24 protein-coding genes are annotated in these 23,502 nt (G+C 72.2%); 15 read left to right on the top strand and 9 right to left on the bottom strand.

The window, feature by feature from the left end:
- Window positions 1–89: 89 nt before the first annotated feature.
- Both CV755_RS27700 and CV755_RS27695 read left to right on the top strand, forming a co-directional pair.
- Window positions 90–1,625, top strand: coding sequence for a DHA2 family efflux MFS transporter permease subunit (locus tag CV755_RS27700; protein WP_109282983.1), 1,536 nt, complete (start codon window positions 90–92; stop codon window positions 1,623–1,625).
- 10 nt (window positions 1,626–1,635) lie between these two features.
- Complete coding sequence (locus CV755_RS27695; RefSeq protein WP_109282982.1) at window positions 1,636–2,259, top strand: TetR/AcrR family transcriptional regulator; 624 nt, start codon at window positions 1,636–1,638, stop codon at window positions 2,257–2,259.
- 106 nt (window positions 2,260–2,365) lie between these two features.
- Here CV755_RS27695 and CV755_RS27690 read toward each other — a convergent pair whose 3' ends face one another.
- The 5 genes from CV755_RS27690 to CV755_RS27670 all read right to left on the bottom strand — a co-directional run bounded on the left by CV755_RS27690 (window position 2,366) and on the right by CV755_RS27670 (window position 7,781).
- The gene (locus tag CV755_RS27690; protein WP_109282981.1) at window positions 2,366–2,767 is read right to left on the bottom strand and encodes a MerR family transcriptional regulator; all 402 of its coding nucleotides are present in this window, start codon (window positions 2,765–2,767) and stop codon (window positions 2,366–2,368) included.
- Between the two features lie 15 nt (window positions 2,768–2,782).
- On the bottom strand, window positions 2,783–3,790 hold the full coding sequence (locus tag CV755_RS27685) for an MDR family NADP-dependent oxidoreductase (RefSeq protein WP_109282980.1): 1,008 nt from the start codon (window positions 3,788–3,790) through the stop codon (window positions 2,783–2,785).
- Window positions 3,791–3,878: 88 nt separating this feature from the next.
- Complete coding sequence (locus CV755_RS27680; protein WP_109282979.1) at window positions 3,879–5,912, bottom strand: thioredoxin domain-containing protein; 2,034 nt, start codon at window positions 5,910–5,912, stop codon at window positions 3,879–3,881.
- A 49-nt stretch (window positions 5,913–5,961) separates the two neighbouring features.
- A complete protein-coding gene (locus tag CV755_RS27675) occupies window positions 5,962–6,642 on the bottom strand; it encodes a response regulator (protein ID WP_109282978.1) in 681 nt (226 codons plus the stop codon).
- Window positions 6,639–7,781 (bottom strand): sensor histidine kinase, encoded by a 1,143-nt coding sequence (locus CV755_RS27670; RefSeq protein WP_241561482.1) that lies wholly within the window; start codon window positions 7,779–7,781, stop codon window positions 6,639–6,641. Before CV755_RS27670 ends, CV755_RS27675 begins: the two co-directional genes overlap by 4 nt.
- 179 nt (window positions 7,782–7,960) lie before the next feature.
- Between CV755_RS27670 and CV755_RS27665 the strand changes: the two genes are divergently transcribed.
- The 5 genes from CV755_RS27665 (at window position 7,961) to CV755_RS27650 (ending at window position 14,027) form a co-directional block, all read left to right on the top strand.
- Complete coding sequence (locus CV755_RS27665) at window positions 7,961–8,665, top strand: hypothetical protein (RefSeq protein ID WP_153068758.1); 705 nt, start codon at window positions 7,961–7,963, stop codon at window positions 8,663–8,665.
- Complete coding sequence (locus CV755_RS27660; protein ID WP_109282976.1) at window positions 8,662–9,477, top strand: hypothetical protein; 816 nt, start codon at window positions 8,662–8,664, stop codon at window positions 9,475–9,477. Before CV755_RS27665 ends, CV755_RS27660 begins: the two co-directional genes overlap by 4 nt.
- Entirely contained in the window at window positions 9,474–10,397 is a 924-nt protein-coding gene (locus CV755_RS27655; RefSeq protein WP_109282975.1) for an ABC transporter ATP-binding protein, read from the top strand. Before CV755_RS27660 ends, CV755_RS27655 begins: the two co-directional genes overlap by 4 nt.
- 33 nt (window positions 10,398–10,430) lie before the next feature.
- On the top strand, window positions 10,431–10,592 hold the full coding sequence (locus tag CV755_RS34790) for a hypothetical protein (protein WP_161968754.1): 162 nt from the start codon (window positions 10,431–10,433) through the stop codon (window positions 10,590–10,592).
- Between the two features lie 159 nt (window positions 10,593–10,751).
- Window positions 10,752–14,027, top strand: coding sequence for a tetratricopeptide repeat protein (locus tag CV755_RS27650; protein ID WP_193553489.1), 3,276 nt, complete (start codon window positions 10,752–10,754; stop codon window positions 14,025–14,027).
- Window positions 14,028–14,038: 11 nt separating this feature from the next.
- Here CV755_RS27650 and CV755_RS27645 read toward each other — a convergent pair whose 3' ends face one another.
- The gene (locus CV755_RS27645; protein ID WP_109283558.1) at window positions 14,039–14,281 is read right to left on the bottom strand and encodes an RAMP4 family protein; all 243 of its coding nucleotides are present in this window, start codon (window positions 14,279–14,281) and stop codon (window positions 14,039–14,041) included.
- Between the two features lie 7 nt (window positions 14,282–14,288).
- A complete protein-coding gene (gene mca / locus CV755_RS27640) occupies window positions 14,289–15,158 on the bottom strand; it encodes a mycothiol conjugate amidase Mca (protein WP_109282974.1) in 870 nt (289 codons plus the stop codon).
- A gap of 103 nt (window positions 15,159–15,261) precedes the next feature.
- Here mca and CV755_RS27635 point away from each other — a divergent pair, with 103 nt between their 5' ends.
- Complete coding sequence (locus CV755_RS27635) at window positions 15,262–15,672, top strand: DUF4307 domain-containing protein (RefSeq protein WP_109282973.1); 411 nt, start codon at window positions 15,262–15,264, stop codon at window positions 15,670–15,672.
- Between the two features lie 184 nt (window positions 15,673–15,856).
- Window positions 15,857–16,354: a transcription elongation factor GreA gene (gene greA, locus CV755_RS27630; RefSeq protein WP_109282972.1), complete on the top strand. Its 498-nt coding sequence runs from the start codon at window positions 15,857–15,859 to the stop codon at window positions 16,352–16,354.
- A gap of 133 nt (window positions 16,355–16,487) precedes the next feature.
- On the opposite strand, the gene ilvA is transcribed toward greA, so the two are convergent.
- Window positions 16,488–17,741: a threonine ammonia-lyase gene (gene ilvA, locus CV755_RS27625; protein ID WP_109282971.1), complete on the bottom strand. Its 1,254-nt coding sequence runs from the start codon at window positions 17,739–17,741 to the stop codon at window positions 16,488–16,490.
- A 162-nt stretch (window positions 17,742–17,903) separates the two neighbouring features.
- Between ilvA and CV755_RS27620 the strand changes: the two genes are divergently transcribed.
- Genes CV755_RS27620 through CV755_RS27610 form a run of 3 tightly spaced genes read left to right on the top strand, consistent with a single transcriptional unit; the run spans window position 17,904 to window position 19,125 of the window.
- On the top strand, window positions 17,904–18,404 hold the full coding sequence (locus CV755_RS27620; protein WP_193553488.1) for a MarR family winged helix-turn-helix transcriptional regulator: 501 nt from the start codon (window positions 17,904–17,906) through the stop codon (window positions 18,402–18,404).
- A 32-nt stretch (window positions 18,405–18,436) separates the two neighbouring features.
- Window positions 18,437–18,877 carry a sigma factor-like helix-turn-helix DNA-binding protein gene (locus tag CV755_RS27615; protein ID WP_109282969.1) on the top strand — a complete coding sequence of 147 codons (441 nt, stop codon included), beginning with the start codon at window positions 18,437–18,439 and terminating at the stop codon, window positions 18,875–18,877.
- A complete protein-coding gene (locus CV755_RS27610) occupies window positions 18,874–19,125 on the top strand; it encodes a hypothetical protein (RefSeq protein WP_109283557.1) in 252 nt (83 codons plus the stop codon). Before CV755_RS27615 ends, CV755_RS27610 begins: the two co-directional genes overlap by 4 nt.
- 117 nt (window positions 19,126–19,242) lie before the next feature.
- Here the strand turns inward: CV755_RS27610 and CV755_RS27605 are convergent, their stop codons facing one another.
- Entirely contained in the window at window positions 19,243–20,388 is a 1,146-nt protein-coding gene (locus tag CV755_RS27605) for a cystathionine gamma-synthase (RefSeq protein ID WP_109282968.1), read from the bottom strand.
- A gap of 195 nt (window positions 20,389–20,583) precedes the next feature.
- Between CV755_RS27605 and CV755_RS27600 the strand changes: the two genes are divergently transcribed.
- The 3 genes from CV755_RS27600 to CV755_RS27585 all read left to right on the top strand — a co-directional run bounded on the left by CV755_RS27600 (window position 20,584) and on the right by CV755_RS27585 (window position 23,104).
- Entirely contained in the window at window positions 20,584–21,663 is a 1,080-nt protein-coding gene (locus tag CV755_RS27600) for a hypothetical protein (RefSeq protein WP_109282967.1), read from the top strand.
- A gap of 171 nt (window positions 21,664–21,834) precedes the next feature.
- Window positions 21,835–22,491, top strand: a complete 657-nt coding sequence (msrA, locus tag CV755_RS27595; protein ID WP_109282966.1) for a peptide-methionine (S)-S-oxide reductase MsrA — start codon at window positions 21,835–21,837, stop codon at window positions 22,489–22,491.
- A 262-nt stretch (window positions 22,492–22,753) separates the two neighbouring features.
- On the top strand, window positions 22,754–23,104 hold the full coding sequence (locus CV755_RS27585; RefSeq protein WP_193553487.1) for a helix-turn-helix domain-containing protein: 351 nt from the start codon (window positions 22,754–22,756) through the stop codon (window positions 23,102–23,104).
- Window positions 23,105–23,502: the final 398 nt, after the last annotated feature.

Here is a 23,502-nt window from a genome sequence, read left to right as displayed (position 1 = left end):
GAACGTCAGCGACAGGCAAAGTCGTTTGACAGCTTTAATCTTTTGCGAGTTACTGTCACAAGACACCGACTCCTGCCACCGGAGGGACCGTGACCACTCCCAGCCCCGACCCCCGCCGCTGGTGGGCACTGGGCGCGATCGTCGCCTGCATGCTCACCCTCGGTTTCGACGGCACCATCCTCAATGTCGCCCTGCCCACCATGGCCGGCGAACTCCACGCCGACAGCAGCACCTTGCAGCTGATAGGCGACTCCTATCTGGTCGTCCTGGCCGCCCTGATGCTCCCGGCCGGCTTCCTCGGCGACCGCTTCGGCCGCCGCCGGATGCTGGTGACGGGCCTGGCCGTGTTCCTGGCCGGCTCGCTGCTGGGCACCCTGGCCGATGACTCCGCCACCGTGATCGCCGCCCGCTCGGTGATGGGCGTGGGCGCCGGGCTGATCTTCCCGCTCACCATGTCCGTGGTGCCGACCCTGTTCGCCCCCGGGGAGCGGGCCAAGGCCATGGGGCTGGTCTCCGCCGCCTCCGCGCTGGGCCTGCCGCTCGGCCCCATCCTGGGCGGCCTGCTGCTCAACCACTACTGGTGGGGTTCGATCTTCCTGATCAACGTCCCGCTGATCGCCATCGCCATGGTCGCCTGCCTCACCCTGCTCCCGGAGACCTCCGACCCCTCTGCCCCCAGGGTCGATGCCCTCACCACCGTGCTCACCGTCACCGGGCTGGGCAGCCTGGTCTACGGCGTCAACGAGGGCCCCGCCCGCGGCTGGAGTTCACCGGTGGTGCTGGGCATGCTGGCCGCCTCGGTGGTACTGATCACCGCCCTGGTGCTGTGGGAGAGCCGGCAGGCCAGGCCGATGCTGGACCTCTCCCTGCTGCGGCACCGCGGCTTTCTGTGGAACACCGTGGCCGCCTCCCTGGTGATGTTCACCCTCACCGGCCTGATGTTTGTGCTGCCCGCCTATCTGCAGACCGTCCTCGGCAATGACGCCCTGGGCACCGGAGTGCGGATGATGCCCATGCCGCTGGGCATGCTGGTGGCCTCCCGGGCCATTGGTCCGCTGCTCACCCGGTGGGGCCCCCGCCCGGTGATCTGCGCCGGGCTGGGCATCATGGCGGCGGCCGCGTTCACCGGCGGCACCACCTCGGTCCATGACGGCTATGGCTTCACCGCCGTCTGGCTCGCCCTGGTCGGCCTGGGCTTCGGCATGGCCGTGGTGCCGGCCATGACCGGCGGGCTGAGCGCCCTGCCCCGCGACCGGGCGGGCAGTGGCTCCGGCCTGCTGATGACGCTCCGCCAGGTGGCGGGCGCCATCGGGCTGGCCATCCTGGGCAGCGTGATCGCCGGCAGCTACACCGCCCACCTGGACACCGGCCGGCTCCCCCACCCGGCCGCCTCGGCCGCCCAGGACTCCGTCATCGGGGCGCACGCGGTGGCCGCGAAGCTGGGCGACCGGGCGCTGGCCCACTCCGCCGACCTGGCCTATCTGCACGGTATGGACCTCGCCCTGGTCATCTGCGGCATCACCGCCCTGGCGGCCCTGGCCCTGGTCGCGGCCTTCCTGCCCAACCCCCGGCCGGAAGGCGGCACGGATGACCGCGAGGTGGTCACCGAATCGGCGCATGCCTGAGAATTCGCTCATGGCCTCAGCACCTCCCTCCCCCGGCGCGCACCCCGGCCCCCGGCCGGGCCTGCGCGAACGGAAGAAGATCCAGACCCGGCAGGCGATCCGCGACGCGGCCTACCGCCTGTTCGAGAAGCAGGGGTACGACGCGACACCGGTCGATCAGATCGCCGAGGCCGCCGATGTCTCCCCCAGCACCGTCTTCCGCTACTTCCCCACCAAGGAAGACATCGTGCTCACCGACGAGTACGACCCGCTGCTGCAGTCCATGCTGCGGGCCCGCCCGGCCGGTGAAGCCCCGCTGACCGCCGTCCGCGAGGTGGTGCTGGGCGGCCTGGAGCAGGTGATCAGCAGCAACAGCCCCGAGATGCGGATGCGGATGCGGCTGATCCGCGATGTGCCCGCGCTGCGCGCCCGCTCCAGTGAGGGCATGGGCGAGTCCAGCCGGATCCTGCGCGACCTCATCGCGGAGCGGACCGGGTGCGGCGCCGACGACCTGCGGGTGCGGGTCTTTGTCGCGGCGGTGCTCACCGCGATGCAGGAGGCACTGATGGTCTGGGTGGACCGCGGCCAGACCGAGGACCCGCTGGCCCTGATCGGCCAGGCCCTGGACGTCCTGGAATCCGGCCTGGCGCTCTGAGCGCGTCCTGAGCACCTGGCACTTTGGGTGGCCTGGCGCTTTGGGCGATCTGGCACTTTGAGCGGCCGGCGTCCCGAGTGGCCTGGCCCGTTGAAGAGGCGGCCGCTCAGGACGCCCTTTCCCGTAGCGGCAGCGCGAAGGGCTTCACCGGCCCCGGCACCCTCGGCGGCTCGCCCAGGGACCGGGCGAGCCGCTCCCGCAGCTCGGTGAGGCGCTCGATACGGGCGTCCAGGTCGTCGATGCGGCGCCGCACCACCGCCCCGGTCGCCGGGTTGCGCAGCGGGCAGTCCGGGTCCCGGTCCAGCAGGTCACCGAAGGCCCGGAGGTCGCCGATGGTCAGCCCGGTGGCCAGCAGGGCGCACACCGTCCTGATCCGCCGCACCTCCCGCGGCCCGTAGACCCGGTGCCCGGAGGGCGTGCGCCGGGCCTGGATCAGCCCCTCCTGCTCGTAGTAGCGCAGGGTCCTGGGTGAGACGCCCACCAGCGCCGCCGTCTCGCCGATGCGCACCCCGTCCTCCGTGGGTCACAGATCCACCAGGACCGCGCCGATGTGCCGCCCCTCGGTCAACTCGCACAATGCACGGGGGGCTTGGGAGATTCCTGTGAGGCGGGTGCGCGGGAAGCTCAGCGTGCCCTCGCGCAGCCCCCGGCCGAAGAACTCGTTCCACTCCGGGATGAGGTCGAGGTGGTCGAAGAGCGCCATGGCCTTGAGCGAGATACCGCGGGAGACCAGTGAGAGGGTGTCCAGCCGGGTCTCGGAGACGCCCAGCTGTGAGGCCAGGGCGCCGATCAGGGCCACCCTGGCCCGGCGGTTGGCCACCGTCAGCGCGGCCTGAAGCTGCTCGCCGCCGACATTGTCGAAGACGGCGTCGATGCCGTCGGGTGCCGCCGCGCGCAGCTGCTCCGCAAAGGAGCCGGCGCCGCGCAGCACCACCGCGTCATAGCCCAGCTCCTTCAGCAGCACCTCGGCCTTGGCCTGGGAGCCGGTGCTGCCGATCACCCGGTCGGCCCCGCGCCGTTTGGCGATCTGTCCGGCCAGTGAGCCCACGCCGCCGGCCGCGCCGCTGATGAACACCGTGTCCCCGGGCCGTACTTCGATGCCGCGCACCACGCCCATATAGGCGGTCGGCCCCTGGGAGAGGTGGGCCGCGGGGTCCGGCAGCACCCCGGGGTCCAGGCGGGTGGCCTGGGCCGCGTCCACCGCCGCGTACTCCCGCCAGCCGGCGTGGGTGGACACCAGGTCGCCGGGGGCGAAGCCGGCCGCGTCATTGGCGGCGACCACCTCGCCCACCGCCTCGCCCCACATCGGCTGCCCCAGTTCATAGGAGGGCATGGGCAGGCCGTTGCCCTCGTCCATCAGGGTGCGCATCACGGCGGCCACGCTCATGGTGCGGTTGCGGACCAGCAGTTGTCCCGGTCCGGGCCGGGGCACCGGGACCTCGGCAATCTCGAACACCTCGGTGGTCAGCGGCCCTTGGGGACGGGCGGTCAGATGGACCTCGCGATGCGTCGCGGGAAGAGAGCTGCTCATGGGAAGCCTCCTGCGGTGGTACGGACGGACACGCAAAGACACCCCAGACGCTAGAACTTGACAGGCGCGTCAAGTTCAAGCGGGTTCATCAGCGGCCGAGTTGGGCGGCCAGGGCCTTGGTGTCGGAGGTGGGCGCCGCGCAGGTGAAGCGGCGGCAGACATACGCCGCCGGACGGCCGTCCAGCAGCGGGCGTCCGGCCAGCAGCGGCACCTCGGCGTCCTCCGCCGGGCCCGGTTCGCCCACCGCCACCACCAGCCCCGGCGCGGTGGACAGCAGCGCGGTGCGGTGCAGTTCCCGGGTGGCCGGGTCCTCGGGCGGGCCCACCACCGCCACCTCGCGCGGCCCGTCCAGCAGCGCCTCCGCCACGGCCAGCCCCCAGCCGATGAACCGCGGGGCCCTCCCGGCCAGTTGGCGTACCAGGCCCAGCGCCTGTTCGGCCGCCTCGCGGTGCGGGTCGCTGCCGGTCAGGGCGGCGTAGGTCAGCAGCGCTCCGGCGGCCGCGGTCCAGCCCGAGGGGGTGGCGCTGTCGGTGGGGTCCTGGGGGCGGCGGATAAGGGTCTCGGCGTCGTCGGCGGTGTCGTACAACGCCCCGTCCGCATCGGTGAAGTGGGTGAGGACGGTGTTCAGCAGCAGCCCGGCGAAGTCCACCCAGACGCCCTCGCCGGTGACCTGGGAGAGCGCCAGGAAGCCCTCGGCCACATCCGCGTAGTCCTCCAGCACCCCGGCGTGGCCGCCGGCGGTGCCGTCCAGGGAGGTGCGCAACAGCCGCCCATGGAAGTCCATATGGACGCGCACCAGCAGGTCGGCGGCGTCCACCGCGGCCTGCACCAGATCGGGGCGGTCGAAGTAGGCGCCGGTCTCCGCCAGGGCCGCGATGGCCAGGCCGTTCCAGGCGGCCACCACCTTGTCGTCCCGGCCGGGGCGGGGCCGCATATCGCGGGCCCGGAGCAGCCGGTCGCGTACCGAGGCCAGCTTGGTGGCGTCCATCAGCCGTTCGGTGTCGGGCAGTTGCAGCACCGAGGCGCCGCCCTCGAAGGTGCCCTCCTCGGTGACCCCGAACCAGTCGGCGGCATCCTGGGCGTCCGCCTCGCCCAGCGCCTGGCGCAACTGGTCCGGTGTCCATACGTAGTAGGCGCCCTCGGTGTGGTGTCCGCTGCCGTCGTCGCTGTCGGCGTCCAGCGCCGAGGCGAAGCCGCCCTGGGCGGTGCGCAGTTCGCGGACCAGGAAATCGGCCGTCTCCAGCGCCACCCGCCGGGCCATCACCGAGCCGGTGGCCCGCCACAGATGGGCGTAGACGCGGCACAGCAGGGCGTTGTCGTAGAGCATCTTCTCGAAGTGCGGAACGGTCCACCGGGCGTCCACCGAGTAGCGGGCGAAGCCGCCGCCCAGCTGGTCGTAGATGCCGCCCCTGGCCATGGCCTCACAGGTGGCCTGCGCCATCTCCAGGGCCGCTTCCGACCCGGTGCGCACATGGTGGCGCAGCAGAAACTCCAGCACCATGGACGGCGGGAACTTGGGCGCTCCGCCGAAGCCGCCGTGCACCGCGTCGAAGTCCCGGGTGAGTTCCAGCAGGGCCGGGTGCAGTTCCTCGGCGGAGGGCGGACGGGCGTCCGTCATCCGCAGGGAGCGCCCGGCCAGGTCGCGCACAATGCGCTGCGCGACCTCGCCCACCTCATCGCGGCGGTCCCGCCAGGCGGCTGCCACGCCCTCCAGGACCTGCCGGAAGCCGGGCATGCCGTGCCGGGGCTCGGGCGGGAAGTAGGTGCCGAAGTAGAAGGGCTCCGCCTTGGGGGTGAGGAAGACGGTCATCGGCCAGCCGCCCTGGCCGGTGGCGGCCTGGACGGCCTCCATATAGACGGCGTCGATGTCCGGCCGCTCCTCGCGGTCCACCTTCACGGCGACAAAGTGCTCGTTGAGGTAGGCGGCCATGGCCTCGTCCTCGAAGCTTTCGTGCGCCATCACATGGCACCAGTGGCACGCCGCGTAACCGACCGATAGCAGAATGGGCACATCGCGGCGCCGTGCTTCCTCGAAAGCCTCCGGCGTCCAAGGCCACCAGTCCACCGGGTTGTCAGCGTGCTGAAGCAGATAAGGCGAGGTCACACCAGCCAACCGGTTCATACGGTCCAGACTCTCACAGCACCCCGGCCCCGATGGCGGAGCCCACTCGCTATCGGTTGCCGTTCCGTTGGTCCGCGCTGCCCGGCATGAGGTGGGATTCCCAGGCCCAGGCGGTGATCTCGCTGCGGTTGCGGGCTCGGAGTTTGTTCTGGATCGCGGCGAGGTGGCCCTTCACGGTGCTGACGGAGATGAAGAGGGCGGCGGCGATCTCCTGGTTGGTGCGGCCCCGGGCGACGGCGCGGATGACGTCGGTTTCCCGGTCGGTGAGCGGGGGGTCGGGCCGGCGCGCCGGGGAGGTTCTGACGGGGGCGAGGTTGCGGAGCAGGCGCCGGGTGATCGACGGGGCGATCAGGGCGTCCCCGGCGTTGGCGGCCCGCACGGCGGCGGTGAACAGGGTGGGGTCGCCGTCTTTGAGGACGAATCCAAGGGCTCCGGCCTGGAGGGCGCCGTGGACATAGTCGTCGAGTCCGAAGGTGGTGACGATGACGACCCGGAGCGGGTCGGTGACGCCCGGGCCGGCGAGTGCGCGGGTGACGTCGATGCCGTCGAGGCGGGGCATGCGGATGTCGATAAGGCAGACGTCGGGCCGCAGTTGGCGGGCGAGGGCGATGGCCTCGGCGCCGTCGCATGCTTCCGCGACGACGGTGATGTCGGGTTCGTCCTCCAGGATGAGGCGCAGGCTGGTGCGGATCATGGCCTGGTCGTCGGCGACCAGCACGCTGATGCTCATCGGCGGTCTCCGGCTTGCAGGGGCAGGGTGGCCCGCACCGACCAGCCGGTGCCGGGCCGCGGACCGGCGCTGAGCGTACCGCCCAGTGCCTCGACGCGTTCGCGCATGCCGACCAGGCCGTAGCCGCCACGCGGGGAGGTGCGGACCGGGGGGTGCGGCGGGGCATCGTTGCCGATCTCGACCGTGATGTCCGTACTGTCCTGGGCGATGGTGACGGTGGCCGCACGGGAGCCGCGGGCATGGCGGGCGATATTGGTCAGGGACTCCTGGACGATCCGGTACACGGTGGCGGTGACCACGGGTGGCCAGTCCGGCGTCCCGGTGGGCAGCCGGAGATCGACGGCCGGTCCGTGTTCTTCGAAGCGGCGGACCAGGTCGATGAGTTGCTCCGTTCCCGCGGTGACGGCGGCGCCGTCCTCCGCGTCGCGGAGCAGGGCGACCACCCGTCGCATGGCGTCCATGGCGTCGGTGCCCGAGCGTTCGATGTCCGCCAGGGCGGCACCGAGGGCGTCGGGCTGCTTGCGGAGCATGATCTGGGCGGCATGGGTGTGCATCACGATGCCGGAGACATGGTGGGCGACGACATCGTGCAACTCCCGTGCCAGGGCCAGGCGTTCGTCTCGCCGGACGGCCTCGACGGCGGTCCGGCGGCGATGCTCCAGGAGGCGCAGGACGAGCCCCGCGCCGAGACCGGCCAGCCAGCCCTGGACGCCCATATGGAATGTGCCGATGGCATGTGAGGTGGTCACGAGCCGGCCGGTTGCCGTGACCGCGAGCCCGGCCGCGGCGACCACAGCCGCCTGCCAGGGCGGCAGTCCCCGGACCGCGGAGCCGGCGAGGACCGTCAGCGCCAGGGACGCGGCAAGGCCGGGCTGACTGGGCAGGTACCCCATGCCGGCGGCGAGGACGCCGGCAGCGGTGACGGACAGGCCGACGGCCACGGCGGCCGGCCGGTCGCGCTCCCGGAGCAGCGCCGCGGCGCACACCACGGCACCGATGCCGCAGTCGGGCAGCCAGCCCCGGCCGCCCGTGTGGGCGGCGTGCCAGTAGGCCGTCGCTGCCAGCACCGCCGCGAAGCCGAGTCCCAGCAGAAGGTTGCTTCGTCCGGCGGCAAGTGCGGCCGGCCGTTCCATCACCATCACGGGGCTCAGGCTACGGAACCGGTCGGGGGCCGCCGTACCGGCCAAAAGGACCGCTCCGATCAACCCGGTCAGTACTTTTGGCCGGTACGAACTCCCGTCGGCATCACCAGGCTTGACGGCATGCATCGAGACCTTGACACACCCCGTGGCGACACGGGGCCCGCACAAGCCGGCAGGTGGACGTGAACCGGTCCATCTGGGCCCGCCTCCGTCTGGAGCTGCGGGTCATCGGCATCGCCCCGCCGGTGACGGCACTGGCGGCAACGCTGGGCGGCGCGATCCTGGTGATCGGCATGCATGCCACCGGGGCCGGCGCGGAGCACCTCGACCTCGCCGCCGGCGCGGTCCTGGCGGGCGTCGCCCCGCTTGGCACCGCCGTGGCGGCCTGCTCGGTCGTGGGGCGTGATTCCGGCGCCGAGCTGGTGATGACCACCACGGTCTACCGCCGGGTGCTGTTCCTGCGTGCCGGTCTGGTGGTGGTGCCGGCGGCCCTGGTCACGCTGTTGGACGCCGTGGTGTTCCGCGCCTTGAACGCATGGCCCATGGGGCAGGGCACGGGCGGTTACGTCCTGGTGTGGGCCCCGCCGATGCTCTGGCTGGTCGCGCTGGCGATGCTCACCGCGATCGCCCTGCGCAGCCCGGCCGCAGCAAGCGGCCTGATCGGGGGCCTGTGGCTGGCCCAGGACCTGATGGGGCCCGCCATCCGGGACAACACGGTGCTGCGGGCGCAGTACTTGTTCATGGGCGTCGCCGCCAAGGTCCCGGCGCACCAGTGGACCGTCAACCGAATCGCCCTGCCCGCCGTCGGCGTCGTCGCCGTGATCGCGGCCGGCCTGCTGCTGGGGCGTCCCGAACGATTCGTGGGGAGCGATGCCGTATGACCGCCGTCCTTCGGCGAACCGCCGCGCCGACAACGGCTCATGGCGGCTGGTGGGCCAAGACCGTCGCGGCCGCCCGCTACGAGTACCTGATGCAGGTGCGCCGCCCGGCGGTCTGGGTGGTCGTGCTCGGGCTGATCGGGCTGCGCTGCGCAGCGCCCTTGCCGGTGGACCTCGGCAGCATCACGGACCACGACACGCTGGTCGCGGACTGGGCGGGCAACTTCATCATGCTGTGCCCGATCGGTGTCGGCGCCGTCCTCGCCGACCGCGTCCGGCGGGAGGCCCGGCTGGAGCTGAACGACCTCCTGACCTCGACGCCCACCGGCGTCGGCCCGCGCCTGTGGGGCAAGGCCATCGGCGCCGGCGCAGCGACCATCACACCGGTCGCCGTCGCCTGGGCGGGCCTGCTCGGCTACCTGACCGCCCAGCACGGGGCCGGGGTGATCCCGGTCGGCCTCGCGGCGTTCGCCGTCATCCTCCTGCCCGGGCTGGTCTTCGTGGTGGCCGGCTCGGTCACCGTCCCGTACCTGACCGGGCCCGTGCTGTACCGGATCGGTCTGTTCGGCTACTGGTTCTGGGGCAACATGGTCGGCCCGCGCTTCGGGATCCCCACCCCTGCCGGCACGCCCTTCGAAGCCAACGGCGAGTACCCGTCCGGTGTCTGGTTCCACGGCTTCCTGTTCGACGCCAGGCAGCGGGGGATCACCCCGACCGGCGGCGAGGCCGTCCTCAGCATCGCCTTCCTGCTGCTCATGGCGCTCGCCGCCCTTGTGATTACCCAGCTCGTGCTCACCAGGAGGAGCCCGTCATGACCGCGCCCAATGTGACCATCAACGATCTGACCGTCACCTTCCGGCGCGGCGAGGTCCGCGCCCTCGACGGCATCAGCCTGCGCCTGCCCGTCGGCATGGTCGGTCTGCTCGGCCCCAACGGAGCCGGCAAGACCACCTTTATGCGGGTCCTGACCGGGGTGCTGCTGCCGGCCTCGGGCACCGTCGCGGTGGACGGCACCGAGCTCCTGTCGCGCAGCCGGCGCCGAGAGGTGAAGGCCACCATCGGCTACCTCCCCCAAGAGCTCGGCCTGTACCCGGACTTGTCGGCCGCCCAGTTCCTCGACTACATGGCGCTGCTCAAGGGCATCACCGACCGGCGCGCCCGCCGCGCCCGCGTCCAGGAGGTCCTCGAACTGGTCTCGCTCAGCGATGTCGCCAACCGGAAGGTGAAGGGCTACTCGGGCGGCATGAAGCGCCGCGTGGGCATCGCCCAGGCCATCCTGAACGACCCCCGGCTGCTGATCGTGGACGAACCGACCGTGGGACTGGACCCCGAGGAGCGGCTGCGGTTCCGCAGCCTGCTCGCCAGGCTGGCCGGCGACCGGACGGTGCTGCTCTCCACCCATATCGTCGATGACATCGTGCAGACCTGCCCGAATGTGGTGGTGATCGAGCGCGGGCACATCGCCTTCCAGGGCGCCATCGGCGACCTCGCCACCCGTGCCGAGGGCATGGTGTGGCACGTCACCCGGCCGGCCACCGCCCCGGCGCCGGCGCTGCCCACGGTCAATGTCGTCCCGGGCATCACCGGCACCACCTACCGGGTGATCGGTTCCGGCGCCCCGGCACCGGACGCGGAGAGTGCCAGTGCCACCGTCGAGGACGGCTATATCGCCCTGATGCATGACATCGCCCCGGAGCGGACCCAGCAGCCCGGCCCCGGCCTGCGCGCCGTCTGACCCCCCGCCCCACCGACACCCCAGGAGCAGAAGATGCACCACCAGCCGCTCGCCACCGTCCTGGCCGCCGCCAATACCACCAGCTCCCACCCCGGCCCCGCCTACTTCGTGTTCTGGGCCCTCATCATCGCCGCCGTCATCGGCGCCCCCGTCTATGTCGTCCGTCTGGTGCGCAACCGCCGGCAACGCCGGTGAACACCGGCCGGGCACACGGGGGTTGGCGCCCTCGGTCCCGCATGGTGCCCGTCCTTGCGCAACCGGGCGCCGGGATGAGTTACCCACAGGGCTGCCGCAAAAGCCTCCGGCACGGAACACTGGTATGTCCGTGGCGTCAGCTGGTCTAGGGGGAACGGCATGCAGAGCTCGCTGCCCGCATTGCGGCAGGGCCATCGTGCGGATGTGGAAAGCCTGTTGAGGCGGGCGGTCGAGGAGGAGGAGCGGCGCAGCGGCGGCCGTACGGATACCGCCGCGCTGCTGCGCCGGGCGCGGGAGGAGCTCGACACGCTGGCGGCGCCGGCGGCCGGGGAGTACGCGGCCTATCTGCGCGCGCTGGACGAGGAGGCGGCCGCGGCGCGGCCGGTGGGGGCGGGGCTGTCCGGGGCGGCGCTGGGCACTCCGGTGCTGGCCGCGGTGGTGGCGGCGGCCGCGGCGCTGGGGGTGGATCTGGGTGCGGGTACCTCGGGGGGCACAGCCGTGGCGGCGGGGGCGGCGGCGGTGGCGGCCGGTTCGCTGGCGGCGGTGCTGAGGCTGACGGCGGGCTCGATGTCGGCGGGCCGGCGGCGGGCGGGGCTGCGCGGCCGGCCGGGCGGTTCGGAGCAGCTGCGTCTGGAGTGGCTCACGGCGGTGGAGGTGCGGGGGGTGCGGCCGTTTCTGGACCGGCAGCGGATGCTGCAGGGTGCCACCCGGGTGAAGAAGAGCACCGGCGCCGGGCCGAATGGCGAGGGTACGTCCCGGGGGGTGCAGCTGCGTGGCGGGGACCGCAGCGCGGCCGCCCGGCAGCGCAGTGTGCTGGCCCGTTCCTTCGAGGAACTGCCGGATGAGCGGGGCCCGTTCCCGGGCCGCCGGGTGGAGCTGGCGCGGATCGCCCAGTGGGTGCAGCAGGCGCGTGCCAGCACCGAGACCCGTCCGGTGGTGGTGGTGCTGCACGGCCCGCCGGGGGTGGGGCGCTCGGCGCTGGCGCTGCGCGCGGCGCATGCGCTGCGCGACCAGTTCCGGGCCGCCTGTCTGGTGGATCTGCGCGGCGAGAGCCGGGGCGAGCCGCCGCTGTCCACCCGGGACGCGCTGCTGCATCTGCTCAACCGGCTGGGCGCGCCGCGTGATCAGCTGCTGTTCCGGGAGCGCTCCTCGCGGGACCAGCACCTCAAGCGGCTCTCGGAGGTCTACCACCAGCATCTGACCGGGCTGCCGGTGGTCATTGTGCTGGACGACGCCTCGGACGCGGAGCAGGTGCGGGCGCTGGTCCCGGACCGTTCGGAGTCCCTGGTGCTGGTCACCTCGCGGGCTCCGCTGACGCTGCCGGCCGATCTGGCGGGCTGGGTGCACCAGTTGGAGGTGGGCCCGCTGGACCCGGCGGGTGCGGAGGAGCTGTTGCGGGCGGTGGCCGAGGAGCCGGATCCGGGGCCGTATGACGAGCAGTCGGTGGCCGCGGTGACGGAGTTGTGCGGCGGGCTGCCGCTGGCGCTGCGGGTGGCGGGTTCCTCGCTGGGGGCGCGCAGCGCCCGGGGGCTGGCCGGTGAGCTGCGGGCGGCGGGGCAGCCGGATCCGGTGCAACGGGCCCTGTGGCTGCGCTATATCGACCAGGGCGAGGAGGCGCGGCGGCTGCTGCGGCGGCTGGCGCTGGCCGGACGGGCCTCGCTGGGCGGGGCCGCGGCGGCGGCGCTGCTGGGCACCGGGGAGAAGGAGGCGGCCCGGCAGCTGACGGCGCTGGCGCGGGCCGGGCTGCTGGAGCCGGTGCACGCGGGGCGGTACCGGATGCACGATCTCGTACGGGACTTCGCCGGTGCGCGGCTGCAGGACGAGGAGGAGGCCGGGGAGCGGGGCGCCGCCCATGAGCGGCTGATCCGCAGCTATGCGGAGCTGGCCGATACGGTGATCCGCATGGTGGACGGCAAGACCTCCACCCGGGCCGATATGTTCGCCAGGGGGGCGGGCGGCGCCCATGGATTCCCTTCGCTGGATGCGGCGTTGCGCTGGCTGGACGATGAATCGAGCTTCATCACGGCGGCGTTGCGCAATGCCGAGGGGGTGGACCAGTCGGCGGTGCTGCATCTGCTGGGGGCGTTGTGCGACTACTGCCTGCTGCGGGGTGATCTCTACCGGCTGGGCGAGCTCAGCGAGTTGACGCAGGACACCGACAAGGGGCTGCTGATGCGCTCGGTGCAGTGGCGGACCGGTGTGGCGGCACGGCAGTTGGGTGAGCTGGACAAGTCCCGTACCACGCTGTCCTCGGTGGTGGATCTCTACTTCAGCGCGCAGAACACGCCGGGGGCCGCGCGGGCGCTGCGGGATCTGGGCATCACCCTGCACCACCAGGGGCAGTTGCCGGAGGCGGCGCAGAAGCTGCGTGAGGCACTGGAGTTGCAGTCGGCTCCGGAGCTGGGCGGCGACCGGGCGTGGACGATGCACGCCCTGGCGGCGGTGGAGCGCGACCGCGGCCGGCTGGCGGAGGCGCTGGAGCTGCTGACGGTGGCGCTGGAGCTGCATCTGGAGAGCGAGAGCGTGCACGGCCACGCCTGGGCGCATTTCCAGCTGGGGCAGGTACGGCTGCGGATGGGCCAGGCGGGTCCGGCCGAGGAGGAGCTGAACGAGGCGCTGGAGCTGTACGGCCGTACCCAGGACGCCCGTGGCGCGGCCTGGGCGCTGACCATGCTGGCCCGGGTGCGGCTGCTGACCGGGGAGGCGTCGGCGGCGGCGGACGGGCTGCGTACGGCGGCGGCCCGGCACCGGGAGCAGGAGGACGCCCGGGGCGAGGCGTGGTCGCTGTACTACCTGGGGCAGGCGCTGGAGGACCAGGGTGATCTGGCCGCCGCGCTGAGGGAGTTGGAGCGGGCGCGCAATATGTTCAGCCGGATGCGCGATGTCTACGGGCTGGCCTGTGCCCGGCACCACTCGGCGCGGGTCACCCGGGACCAGCGCGCGGCGCAGACCGGAAGCCTGCGCAACAGCGGCTTCGCCCGGCAGCTGCTCCAGGACGCCCGGCTGGACTTCCAGCGGGTGGGGGTGGCCCATGGCGAGGGCTGGTCGTGTGTGGAGCTGGCGGTGATCGACGCGGGCAACGGCAAGGCGGACCAGGCGCTGGAGCTGCTGGCCACGGCGTCCGGGCTGTTCGCCGAGGTGAGTGACCGGCGCGGGGAGAGCTGGGCGCGTTTTCTGCGCTGCACCCTGCTGCCGTTCGCCTCGCCGGGCGGTTCGGTGGTGGGCGCGGCGGTGGCCGGGGAGGAGCTGGCGGCGCTGCGCCGGGAGCTGGCGGCGGCCGACTGGGCGGCCGATCCGGCGCTGGAGCAGTGCGCGGAGGCGTACTCGCTGATCCTGGAGCGCGGCGCGGACCCGGAGGAGGGCTGGCAGGCATGGCGGCTCGGCATGGTGCCGGGCCGCCGGGCGCGGGATGTGCTGGCGGCGCTCCCGCGCTGAGGCGGGTCGCCTCAGTTCTTGCCGCTGTTGGCGGCGGAGCCGGTCTCCTGGGGAGCCGGCTCCGCCGCCTCCGCCGCTTCCTCGAAGTTCACCCGCTGCATGTGCTTGTTCATGGACTTCATCAGCAGCCAGACCGCCCCGCCGATCACGGCGAACACAATGAAGCCGAGCACGCCGGGGGTGACCTTGTTCTGGTCGAGGTCCTTGGCGAGCGGCATCAGGTGGCCGGCGGCGAGGGTGGCAGTCGCGCTCATCATGGGGTCAATTGTTGCGGATGCCCGCGAAGAGGTCGTCCTCGGGGAGGGAGGTGCCCACCAAAGACTTGGCCAGTTCGTACTCCTCGGTGGGCCAGACCTCGCGCTGGAGGTCCAGCGGCACCCGGAACCAGCCGCCGTCGGGGTCGATCTGGGTGGCGTGCGCGATCAGCGCCTTGTCGCGGATCTCGAAGTAGTCACCGCAGGGGACAAAGGTGGTCAGGGTGCGCTCGCGGCCCATCTTCTCCCAGCGCTCCAGCCATTCGCCGTAGGGGGACTCCAGGCCGCGGGCCAGCAGCGCCTCGTGCAGCGCCTGGGTGCGCGGCCGGTTGAAGCCCTGGTTGTAGTAGAGCTTCAGCGGCTGCCAGGGCTCGTCGGCCTCGGGGTAGCGCGAGGGATCCCCGGCGGCCTCGAAGGCCACCATGGAGATCTTGTGGGTCATGATGTGGTCGGGGTGCGGGTAGCCGCCGTTCTCGTCATAGGTGGTGACCACATGCGGGCGGAACTCGCGGATCAGCTTCACCAGCCGCCCGGCCGCCTCCTCGACGTCCTGCAGCGCGAAGCAGCCCTCGGGCAGCGGGGGCAGCGGGTCGCCCTCGGGCAGCCCTGAGTCCACAAAGCCCAGCCACTCCTGCTTGACGCCCAGGATGTCCCGGGCCTCGGCCATCTCCTTGGCCCGGACCTCGTGGATGTGCTCCTCGATATAGGGGTCACCCTGGAGCTTGGGGTTGAGGATGGAGCCGCGCTCCCCTCCCGTGCAGGTGGCGACCAGCACGTCCACCCCCTCGGACACGTACTTGGCCATCGTGGCCGCGCCCTTGCTCGACTCATCGTCGGGGTGGGCGTGAACGGCCATCATTCGCAGCTGCTCAGTCAAGGCTCGATCCTCAGTCACTGGTCTCTTCAGACGCCTCCTATAGTGACCGAAGCGGGACCCGATTCATTCCGCGTTCACAAATCGGCCCGGAGGAGGAACGATCATGGCTGCGGAGTCGCCGACGCTGCCCGAGGGCCGCTACGGCCGTACGGCGGACCAGCGCGCCGACCGCAAGCTGAAGATCGCGGCCATCGTCCTGGGCACCGCTCTGGCGGGCGGTGTGGGCTGGGCGGGTGTGCACTATCTCACTGCGCCGGAGGTCACCGGCCAGCTGATCCGCTCCAGGACGGTCTCCGACAGCAGCGTCCAGGCGGTCCTGGAGATCCGCAAGGACAAGAGCACCGAGGGCGTGTGCACCCTGCGCTCACTGGGCTCGGACGGCAATGAGGTGGCCCGCAAGGACGTCCCCCTGGAGCGCGGCCGGAGCCACTTCACCCAGTTGGTCACGCTGCGTACCACGGCCTGGGCCGCGGCCACCGATCTTGAGGGCTGCCGCACCGCAAGCAACTCTTGATCAACGCTCTGACCTGCGTTGACGTAAAACTTGCGGGGTTGGTCCCGGCGACTTCTTCCCCCATTCCGGACGCAATTGTTAGGCTCGTGGTTTCGCCCGCCGATGGAGGTGCACCCTTCTGAGTAGGGCGTTCATTTGTATCCGTGACCCCAAGTTTTTCCCCCAGCACCGACGAGGAGCACCTGTGACCCAGACCAGCGACAACGTCACCTGGCTGACTCAGGAGGCGTACGACCAGCTCAAGGCCGAGCTGGACTACCTGTCTGGTCCCGCTCGCACCGAGATCGCGGCCAAGATCGCGGCGGCTCGCGAAGAAGGTGACCTGCGCGAGAACGGCGGGTACCACGCGGCCAAGGAGGAGCAGGGCAAGCAGGAGCTCCGTGTGCGCCAGCTGACGCAGCTGCTGGAGCACGCGAAGGTCGGCGAGGCCCCCGCCGAGTCCGGCGTGGTGGCCCCCGGCATGGTCGTCACCATCGCCTTCGACGGCGACCCGGACGACACGCTCACCTTCCTGCTCGCCTCCCGGGAGTACGCGAGCTCGGACATCGAGACCTACTCCCCGCAGTCGCCGCTCGGCACCGGCGTCAACGGCAAGAAGACCGGTGAGGACGCGGAGTACGAGCTGCCGAACGGCCGCAAGGCCAAGGTCCGCATTCTGGACGCCAAGCCGTACGCCGGCTGAGCTGTCGCCGCAGCCGGCTGAGCAGAGCCCCCCGGAGAGCGCCGCTCCGGGGGCTTTGTGCTTTCCGGGTGCCGGCCGTCTTGGGCTGGTCGCGCAGTTCCCCGCGCCCCTGGCCCTGGCGGGGCACGCTCTCTCAGGAAAGGACCGGGTAACCCGCCTCGCGGAGGGTCGCGCGCAGGGCCGCGCAGTGCTCATGTCCCTTGGTTTCCAAGTGCAGTTCGACCTCCGCCTCGGACAGCGCCAGCCGTGGATCGGTGCGCACATGGCTGATGTCGATCACATTGGCGTCGGAGCCGGACAGTACGTCCAGCAGGGCCGCCAGCGCCCCCGGCCGGTCGGTCAGCCGCAGCCGCAGCGAGAGATAGCGGCCGGCCGCGGCCATGCCGTGCCGCAGTACCCGCTGCATCAGCAGCGGATCCACATTGCCGCCGGAGAGCACCGCCACCACCGGCCCCTCGAAGCGGCCGGGCGCGGCCAGCAGCGCCGCCACCGGGCTGGCCCCGGCGGGCTCCACCACCAGCTTGGCCCGTTCCAGGCAGAGCAGCAGCGCACCGGCGAGCTGGTCCTCGGAGACCGTGCGCACCTCGTCCACCAGCTGCCGCACAATGGCGAAGGGCACCTCGCCGGGCCGTCCCACCCGGATGCCGTCCGCCATGGTCACCGGGGCGGCCAGCGCAACCGGGTGCCCGGCCCGCAGCGAGGGCGGGTAGGAGGCGGCGCCCGCCGCCTGGACGCCCACGATCCGGACATCCGGCCGCAGCGACTTCACCGCCACCGCGATCCCGGCCGCCAGCCCGCCGCCGCCGAGGCCCACCACCACGGTGCGTACCTCCGGGCACTGCTCCAGGATCTCCAGGCCCACCGTGCCCTGTCCGGCCACGATGTCCGGGTGGTCGAAGGGGTGGATGAACACCGCCCCGGTGCGCCGGGCGTACTCCCGCGCGGCGCGCAGCGACTCGTCCACCACCTGCCCGTGCAACCGCACCTCGGCTCCATAGTCATGAGTGGCGGCGATCTTGGGCAATGGCGCCCCCTGGGGCATGAAGACGGTGGAACGCACCCCCAGCAACGAGGCGGCCAGCGCCACTCCCTGGGCGTGGTTGCCCGCGCTGGCGGCGACCACGCCCGCGGCCCGCTCATCCGCCGAGAGGTGGGCGATGCGCACATAGGCGCCGCGTACCTTGAAGGAGCCGGTGCGCTGCAGGTTCTCGCACTTGAGGTGGACCGGCGAGCCGACCAGGTGGGACAGGTGGCGGCTGCCCTCCAGGGCGGTGGTGCGGGTGACGCCGGAGAGCGTCTTCTGGGCGCCGCGCACCGCCTCGAGAGTCACCGGAACATCGTCCTCCGGGATGCCGGAGGCGTCCTTGTCGCCAACGCGTGCGGCCATGTGCCCAGTCTCGCAGTCCGCGCGGCCCGCGGGGGCAGTGTGCACCTCATATGCACCGCATACCGAGGGTTTACCGAGCGAGGACCCGGGGGCGCCCCGGGCCGCGTACTCTGTCCCCCAATCCCGAGCTTTTCCAGCCGCGTATGAAGTGAGTCCCCAGCCATGCCCACGCCTCCGGACATGACGGCAGAGGTCGCACCCGGTGTCCTCGACACGCTCCAGCACCAGGTCGCCGTCTTCGCCCGCCGCGCCGAGCAGACCCGCCTCGGCGGTGTCGGCCGCGTCGCCAACTCCATGGACCGCGCCGCCTACCTGCTGCTCAACCGCCTCGACATGGAAGGCCCGATGGGCGTCAAGGCGCTCGCCGCGGGGATGGGCATCGACTCGTCCACCGTCACCCGCCAGGTGGCGCCGCTGGTGGACACCGGCCTGGTCAAGCGCACCTCGCACCCCGAGGACGGACGCGCGGTGGTGCTCCAGCTGTCCCCGCGCGGCAAGGCCCGCCTGGAGGAGGTGCGCGCCTCCCGCCGGGAGCTGATGGCCCTGTGCACCAAGGGCTGGGACGAGGAGGAGCGGGCCGTGTTCACCACGCTGCTCACCCGCTTCAACTCCGCGCTCTCCGAGGTGCACGGCTCCGGGCCGCAGGTACCGCCCGCCTCTTGACCCTGCCGGGCCACCGGCTTTGTCCTTGAGGGATGAAGCAGCGGCGGACGGACCGGGAGCGCCGCCGGGCCCGGGAGTTCGAAGCCTTCGCCGGGGGCGCGGGCGGGCGGCTGCTGCACACTGCCCTGCTGCTGACCGGGGATCCGGCCGCGGCCGAGCGGCTGCTCACCGAGGCCCTGGCCGATACCTACGCCCGCTGGGACCGGCTGCGCGGCGAGGACCCCTATGAACGCGCCCGCACCGAGCTCGCCCTCCGCTTCGCCCGCTCCGCGCGGCGTTACCGCCGCCGCCCCGGCGGAATCCTGGGGCGGCTGAGCCCCCAGGAACGGCTGGTTCTGGTACTGCGGTTGCATGAGGGGATCGCCGAGGAGCAGACCGCGGCCGCCCTGGGCCTGCCGGTGGAGCGGGTACGGGCCCTGTGCGCCCGGGCGGTGGCCGCCGTGCGCAGCCGGCCTCCGGCGGCGGTGTCATGAGCTCCTACGACCGTAAACAGGACGAGGTGCGCCGGATGCTGGGCGCCTCGCGTCCGGCCCTGCCGCCCGGCCTGACCGCCAGGGCGGCCGGGCGCGGCCGCCGGATCCTGCGCCGGCGCCGGCGGCTGCGTACGGCCGGCTGGGTGCTGCTGGCGCTGGCGGTCTGCGCGTTCTGTGTCTGGGCCGCGCTGGTGCGGCCCTGGGTGGCGTCCCCGGCACAGACGCCACCGCTGGTCTGGGACCGATGAGGCCCTTCGGCCCCCGTTGGCCTTCTTGGGTCAACGCCTGCCGGTGGGCCCTTCAGGCCCCGTTGACCCGCTCAGCCCAACGCCTGCCGACGGGCCCTTCAGACCCCGTTGACCTTCTCAGCCCAGCGCCTGCTTGAGGTCGGCCAGCAGGTCGTCCGCCGACTCGATGCCCACCGACAGCCGCACCAGGTCCGCCGGGACCTCCAGCGGGGACCCGGCCGTGGAGGCGTGCGTCATCCGGCCCGGGTGCTCGATCAGCGACTCCACGCCGCCCAGCGACTCACCCAGGGTGAACAGCTCGGCGCGGTTGCAGACCTCCACCGCCGCCTCCTCGCCGCCGGCCACCCGGAAGGAGACCATGCCGCCGAAGGCACGCATCTGCTTGGCCGCGACCTCGTGCAGCGGGTGGCTCTCCAGGCCCGGGTAGTACACCTCGGTCACCTTGGGGTGGGCCACCAGCAGCTCGGCCACCCGCTCGGCGTTGGCGCAGTGCCGGTCCATGCGCACGGCCAGCGTCTTGATGCCGCGCAGGGTCAGCCAGGCGTCGAACGGTCCGGCCACCGCGCCCATGGCGTTCTGGTGGTAGACCAGCTCCTCGGCCAGCGCGGCGTCCGCGGTGATCAGGGCGCCGCCCACCACATCGGAGTGCCCGCCCATGTACTTGGTGGTGGAGTGCACCACCACATCGGCGCCCAGCGACAGCGGCTGCTGGAGGTAGGGGCTGGCGAAGGTGTTGTCCACCACCAGGCGGGCGCCCGCCTGGTGCGCCACCTCGGCCACGGCGGCGATATCGGTGATGCCCAGCAGCGGGTTGGAGGGGGTCTCCACCCAGACCGCCTTGGTACGGGGCCGCAGCGCGGCCCGTACGGCCGCCGGGTCGGAGGTGTCGGCGACCGACCACTCCACGCCCCAGCGCGAGATCACCTTGGCGAACAGGCGGAAGGTGCCGCCATAGGCGTCGTCGGGGATGACCACATGGTCGCCCGGCGTCAGCAGGGTGCGCAGCAGGGTGTCCTCGGCCGCCAGGCCGGAGGCGAAGGCCAGACCACGGCGCCCGCCCTCCAGGGCGGCCAGGTTCTCCTCCAGGGCGGTACGGGTGGGGTTGGCGCTGCGGCTGTACTCATAGCCGCCGCGCAGGCCGCCGACGCCGTCCTGCTTATAGGTGGACACCTGGTAGATGGGCGGAACGACGGCCCCGGTCAGCGGGTCCGGTTCCTGCCCGGCGTGGATGGCGAGGGTTTCGAAGGAGTGCTGGTCGCTCATTGTCCCGAGGGTAGTCCCGGTTTCCCGGAAGGAGGCTGTTCACTTGTTACCGGGACATGAACGATCGGGCCACGGCCCGTCCGCCGCCCGCGCTGCCCCGCGCTCGCCAGGAACGATTGCCCGCGCCCCCTCGTCCTACTGACGTCCGCCCTCGTCCTATCGACGCCCGCCCCTCGTTCTCCCTCAGGACAGCTCATGGAGTTTCTGGTCATCCTGCTCGCGATCGTGATCATCTGCGGGTTTGTGGTCACGCCCGCGATGCGCCGCCGGCGTGCCGGGCAGGACGCGCTGCGGGGCGCCGGCGCGGCCGTCGATCCGGCCGGAGCGCATGGCTTCCTGCCGGCCGAGCGGCTGGACGAGCGGCTGCCCGGCCCCGATCCGGAGCTGCTGGCCGCCGTCGCCGAGGCCCGCCGCACCCAGGACTGGAAGCCGGCCGCCGAGCTGCTCTCCCGCACCCCCGCCGGCACCGAGCTGCGCTGGCACCGGGTGCTCACCCTGGCCGGGGCGGCGGCCCGGGAGCTGATGGAGTCCCCCGGCACCGGAGGCATGTGGCTGCGCCACTGGCGGGTGGTGGCGCCCAAGGACGCCGGCGGCGCCGCGGTCCAGGCCCAGTTCCTGCTCAACCGCGCCCTGCACGATCCCTCCTCCCAGGACTACCGGATGATCCTGGAGGAGGCCCGGGCGGTCTGCGCCGAGGCGGCCCTGCTGGCCCCCGGCGACCCGGTCCCCTACATCGTGGAGCTGGGCATCGCCCGCGGGCTGGGGGCGAACGAGGCGGAGTTCCAGTCCCTGTGGGAGACGGTGCTGGCCCGCGCGCCCCAGCACATGGGCGCCCACCTGGTGGCGCTGCGCTACTGGAGCGCGGGGTGGCACGGCTCCCAGGAACAGGCCGAGTCCTTCGCCCGGCGGGCCGCCGCCGGCGCCGCCCCGGGCAGCCTGCTGCCCGCGCTCCCGCTGTTCGCGGTCTTCGACCACCTTCCGGACACCAACCTGGTGCGGACGCTCTTCCAGAGCGTGGTGATCAGCGAGGCCATCGAGGCCGCCCAGTTCGCCGCCAACCACGCCCCCGCCGACCACCCCGAGCTGCCCCAGGTCCGCCACCTGCTGGCCTGGTTCCTGGTACAGGCCGGGCGCTACGGCGAGGCGCTGGAGCAGTTCCGCGCGGTGGACGGCCATGTCGGCGCCCTCCCCTGGACCTGCGGCCCGGAGCCGGTCACCGCCTATGTCCTGTGCCGCGCCCAGGCGGTGGCGGGGTGGGAACGGGCGCGGGCCTAGCGGGCGCGCTGCCCGGTGCGTACGGGCCGGCTGCGCGATTCGCGCAGCCTTGCCCCGCACGTCCGGTTACGCCGCGTCCGACGGGCGAGCCCCGCCCCCAGCCCCCGCTCCCGGGGAATTTCCCTCCCCGCCCCACCCGTTGAACCCGCCACCCGTCCCGAGGAGCGCCCCATGACCTACCGCCCCCACCCGGCCCTTCCCACCCCCGCCGAAGCCCTCCCCGGCCGCCCGGAACCGGCCTTCGCCGTCCCCGAGCGGCACACGGTGCTGGGCAACCCGCTGACCGGCCCGTACCCCGACGGCCTGGCCGTCGCCGACTTCGGCCTCGGCTGCTTCTGGGGCGCCGAGCGCATCTTCTGGCAGCTCCCCGGCGTCTGGACCACCGCCGTGGGCTACCAGGGCGGCCACACCCCCCACCCCACCTACGAAGAGGTCTGCAGCGGCCTGACCGGCCACACCGAGGTGGTCCGGGTGGTCTTCGACCCCGCCAAGGTCTCCTACCAGGTCCTGCTGCGCACCTTCTGGGAGTCCCACGACCCCACCCAGGGCTTCCGCCAGGGCAACGACCACGGCACCCAGTACCGCTCTGCGATCTACACCCACTCCCCCGCCCAACAGGCCGCCGCCCTCGCCTCCCGCGACTCCTACCAGCCCGTCCTGCGCACCTCCGGCTACGGCGACATCACCACGGAGATCGCCCCGGCGGGGCCGTTCTATTACGCGGAGGGCTACCACCAGCAGTACTTGGCGAAGAACCCGGCCGGGTACTGCGGGATCGGGGGGACGGGGGTCGCTTGCCCGATCGGCGTGGCGAAGATGGGCGGCTGAACGCCCCAGTGCCGAAAGGCCAGTTACGGGGCAACCGGCGGTTCGCCGTGTTCGAGGTACCGCGGTTGTCCCTCCTTGCGAGCGCTGACGGCCTGCCTGACCCGCCGTGCCAGGCGGGGGATCAGGAGGGGGCGGGCCATGCGCTTTTCGTGCTCGATCTACGGCATGGGATGAGCCTACTCAGTCGATTCCCTGTCATTGGCGCGCGGCGTGTGGTCCTCGTAGCGGCGTAACCAGCCAGGGGAGGCAGACGATGCGGGGCATGACCGATCACCAGGCGTTCGGCAAACGGGTGCAGTTCTACCGCGGGCGACGCAGGCTGAGCCAACGGCAGTTGGGCGAGCTGCTGCACCGGACCGAGGACTGGGTGTACCGCGTGGAGTCCGGCCGCATCCCCGTGAACAACGTCAAGATGCTCATGGATCTGGCTGACGCCTTGCGCGTCCACCTGGAGGATCTCCAGGGAGCGCCCTCGCTCCTGGAGGACCATGGCGATGACAAGGGGAGCGTTCCGGCGATCCGGGCCGCGCTTTTGGCTGACCGGGGTTGTGCCCACAGACGGCTGACTGCTGACGGCGCCCGGACATCTCAGCGGCCGGCCCTCGCCTTGTAACCCGGCTGCTGGGTACCGTCTTTGGCGTGCCCGGCGTGCGCTGGAGATCGCGCACGACTGGGGAGCCGGTACGGGCTGCGCGGGCCATGTCTCTGTTTCGGACTGGTCCGGTGGTGGGGAGAGGTTCTGCCTGACTGGGTCCCTGTGTTGGGCGGCAGGCGTCTTGCTCCTTTCGTAGTGATCGTGCCTGCGACGCTTGCCGGGCTGGTTCTTACCGGGCTGCTCGTAGATTGGACGTTCACTACGTTCGGTATCGCCGGCCTTACTGATCCCCCGTACGACAACGGCTGGTGGCGGGCGTTGGCTGTGACGGTCAGCGGACTGTTCGGCTTGTGGGGGCCCATGGTTCTTGCTCTGACTTACGCCTACTACCGACGCCGCTGCCGGCCCTGGACGAG

This window comes from Streptomyces orinoci, from assembly GCF_003121295.1.
Lineage (GTDB): Bacteria > Actinomycetota > Actinomycetes > Streptomycetales > Streptomycetaceae > Streptomyces > Streptomyces orinoci.
Note: the sequence above shows the minus strand (reverse complement) of the source record. Positions and strands in the feature narration are given on the sequence as shown.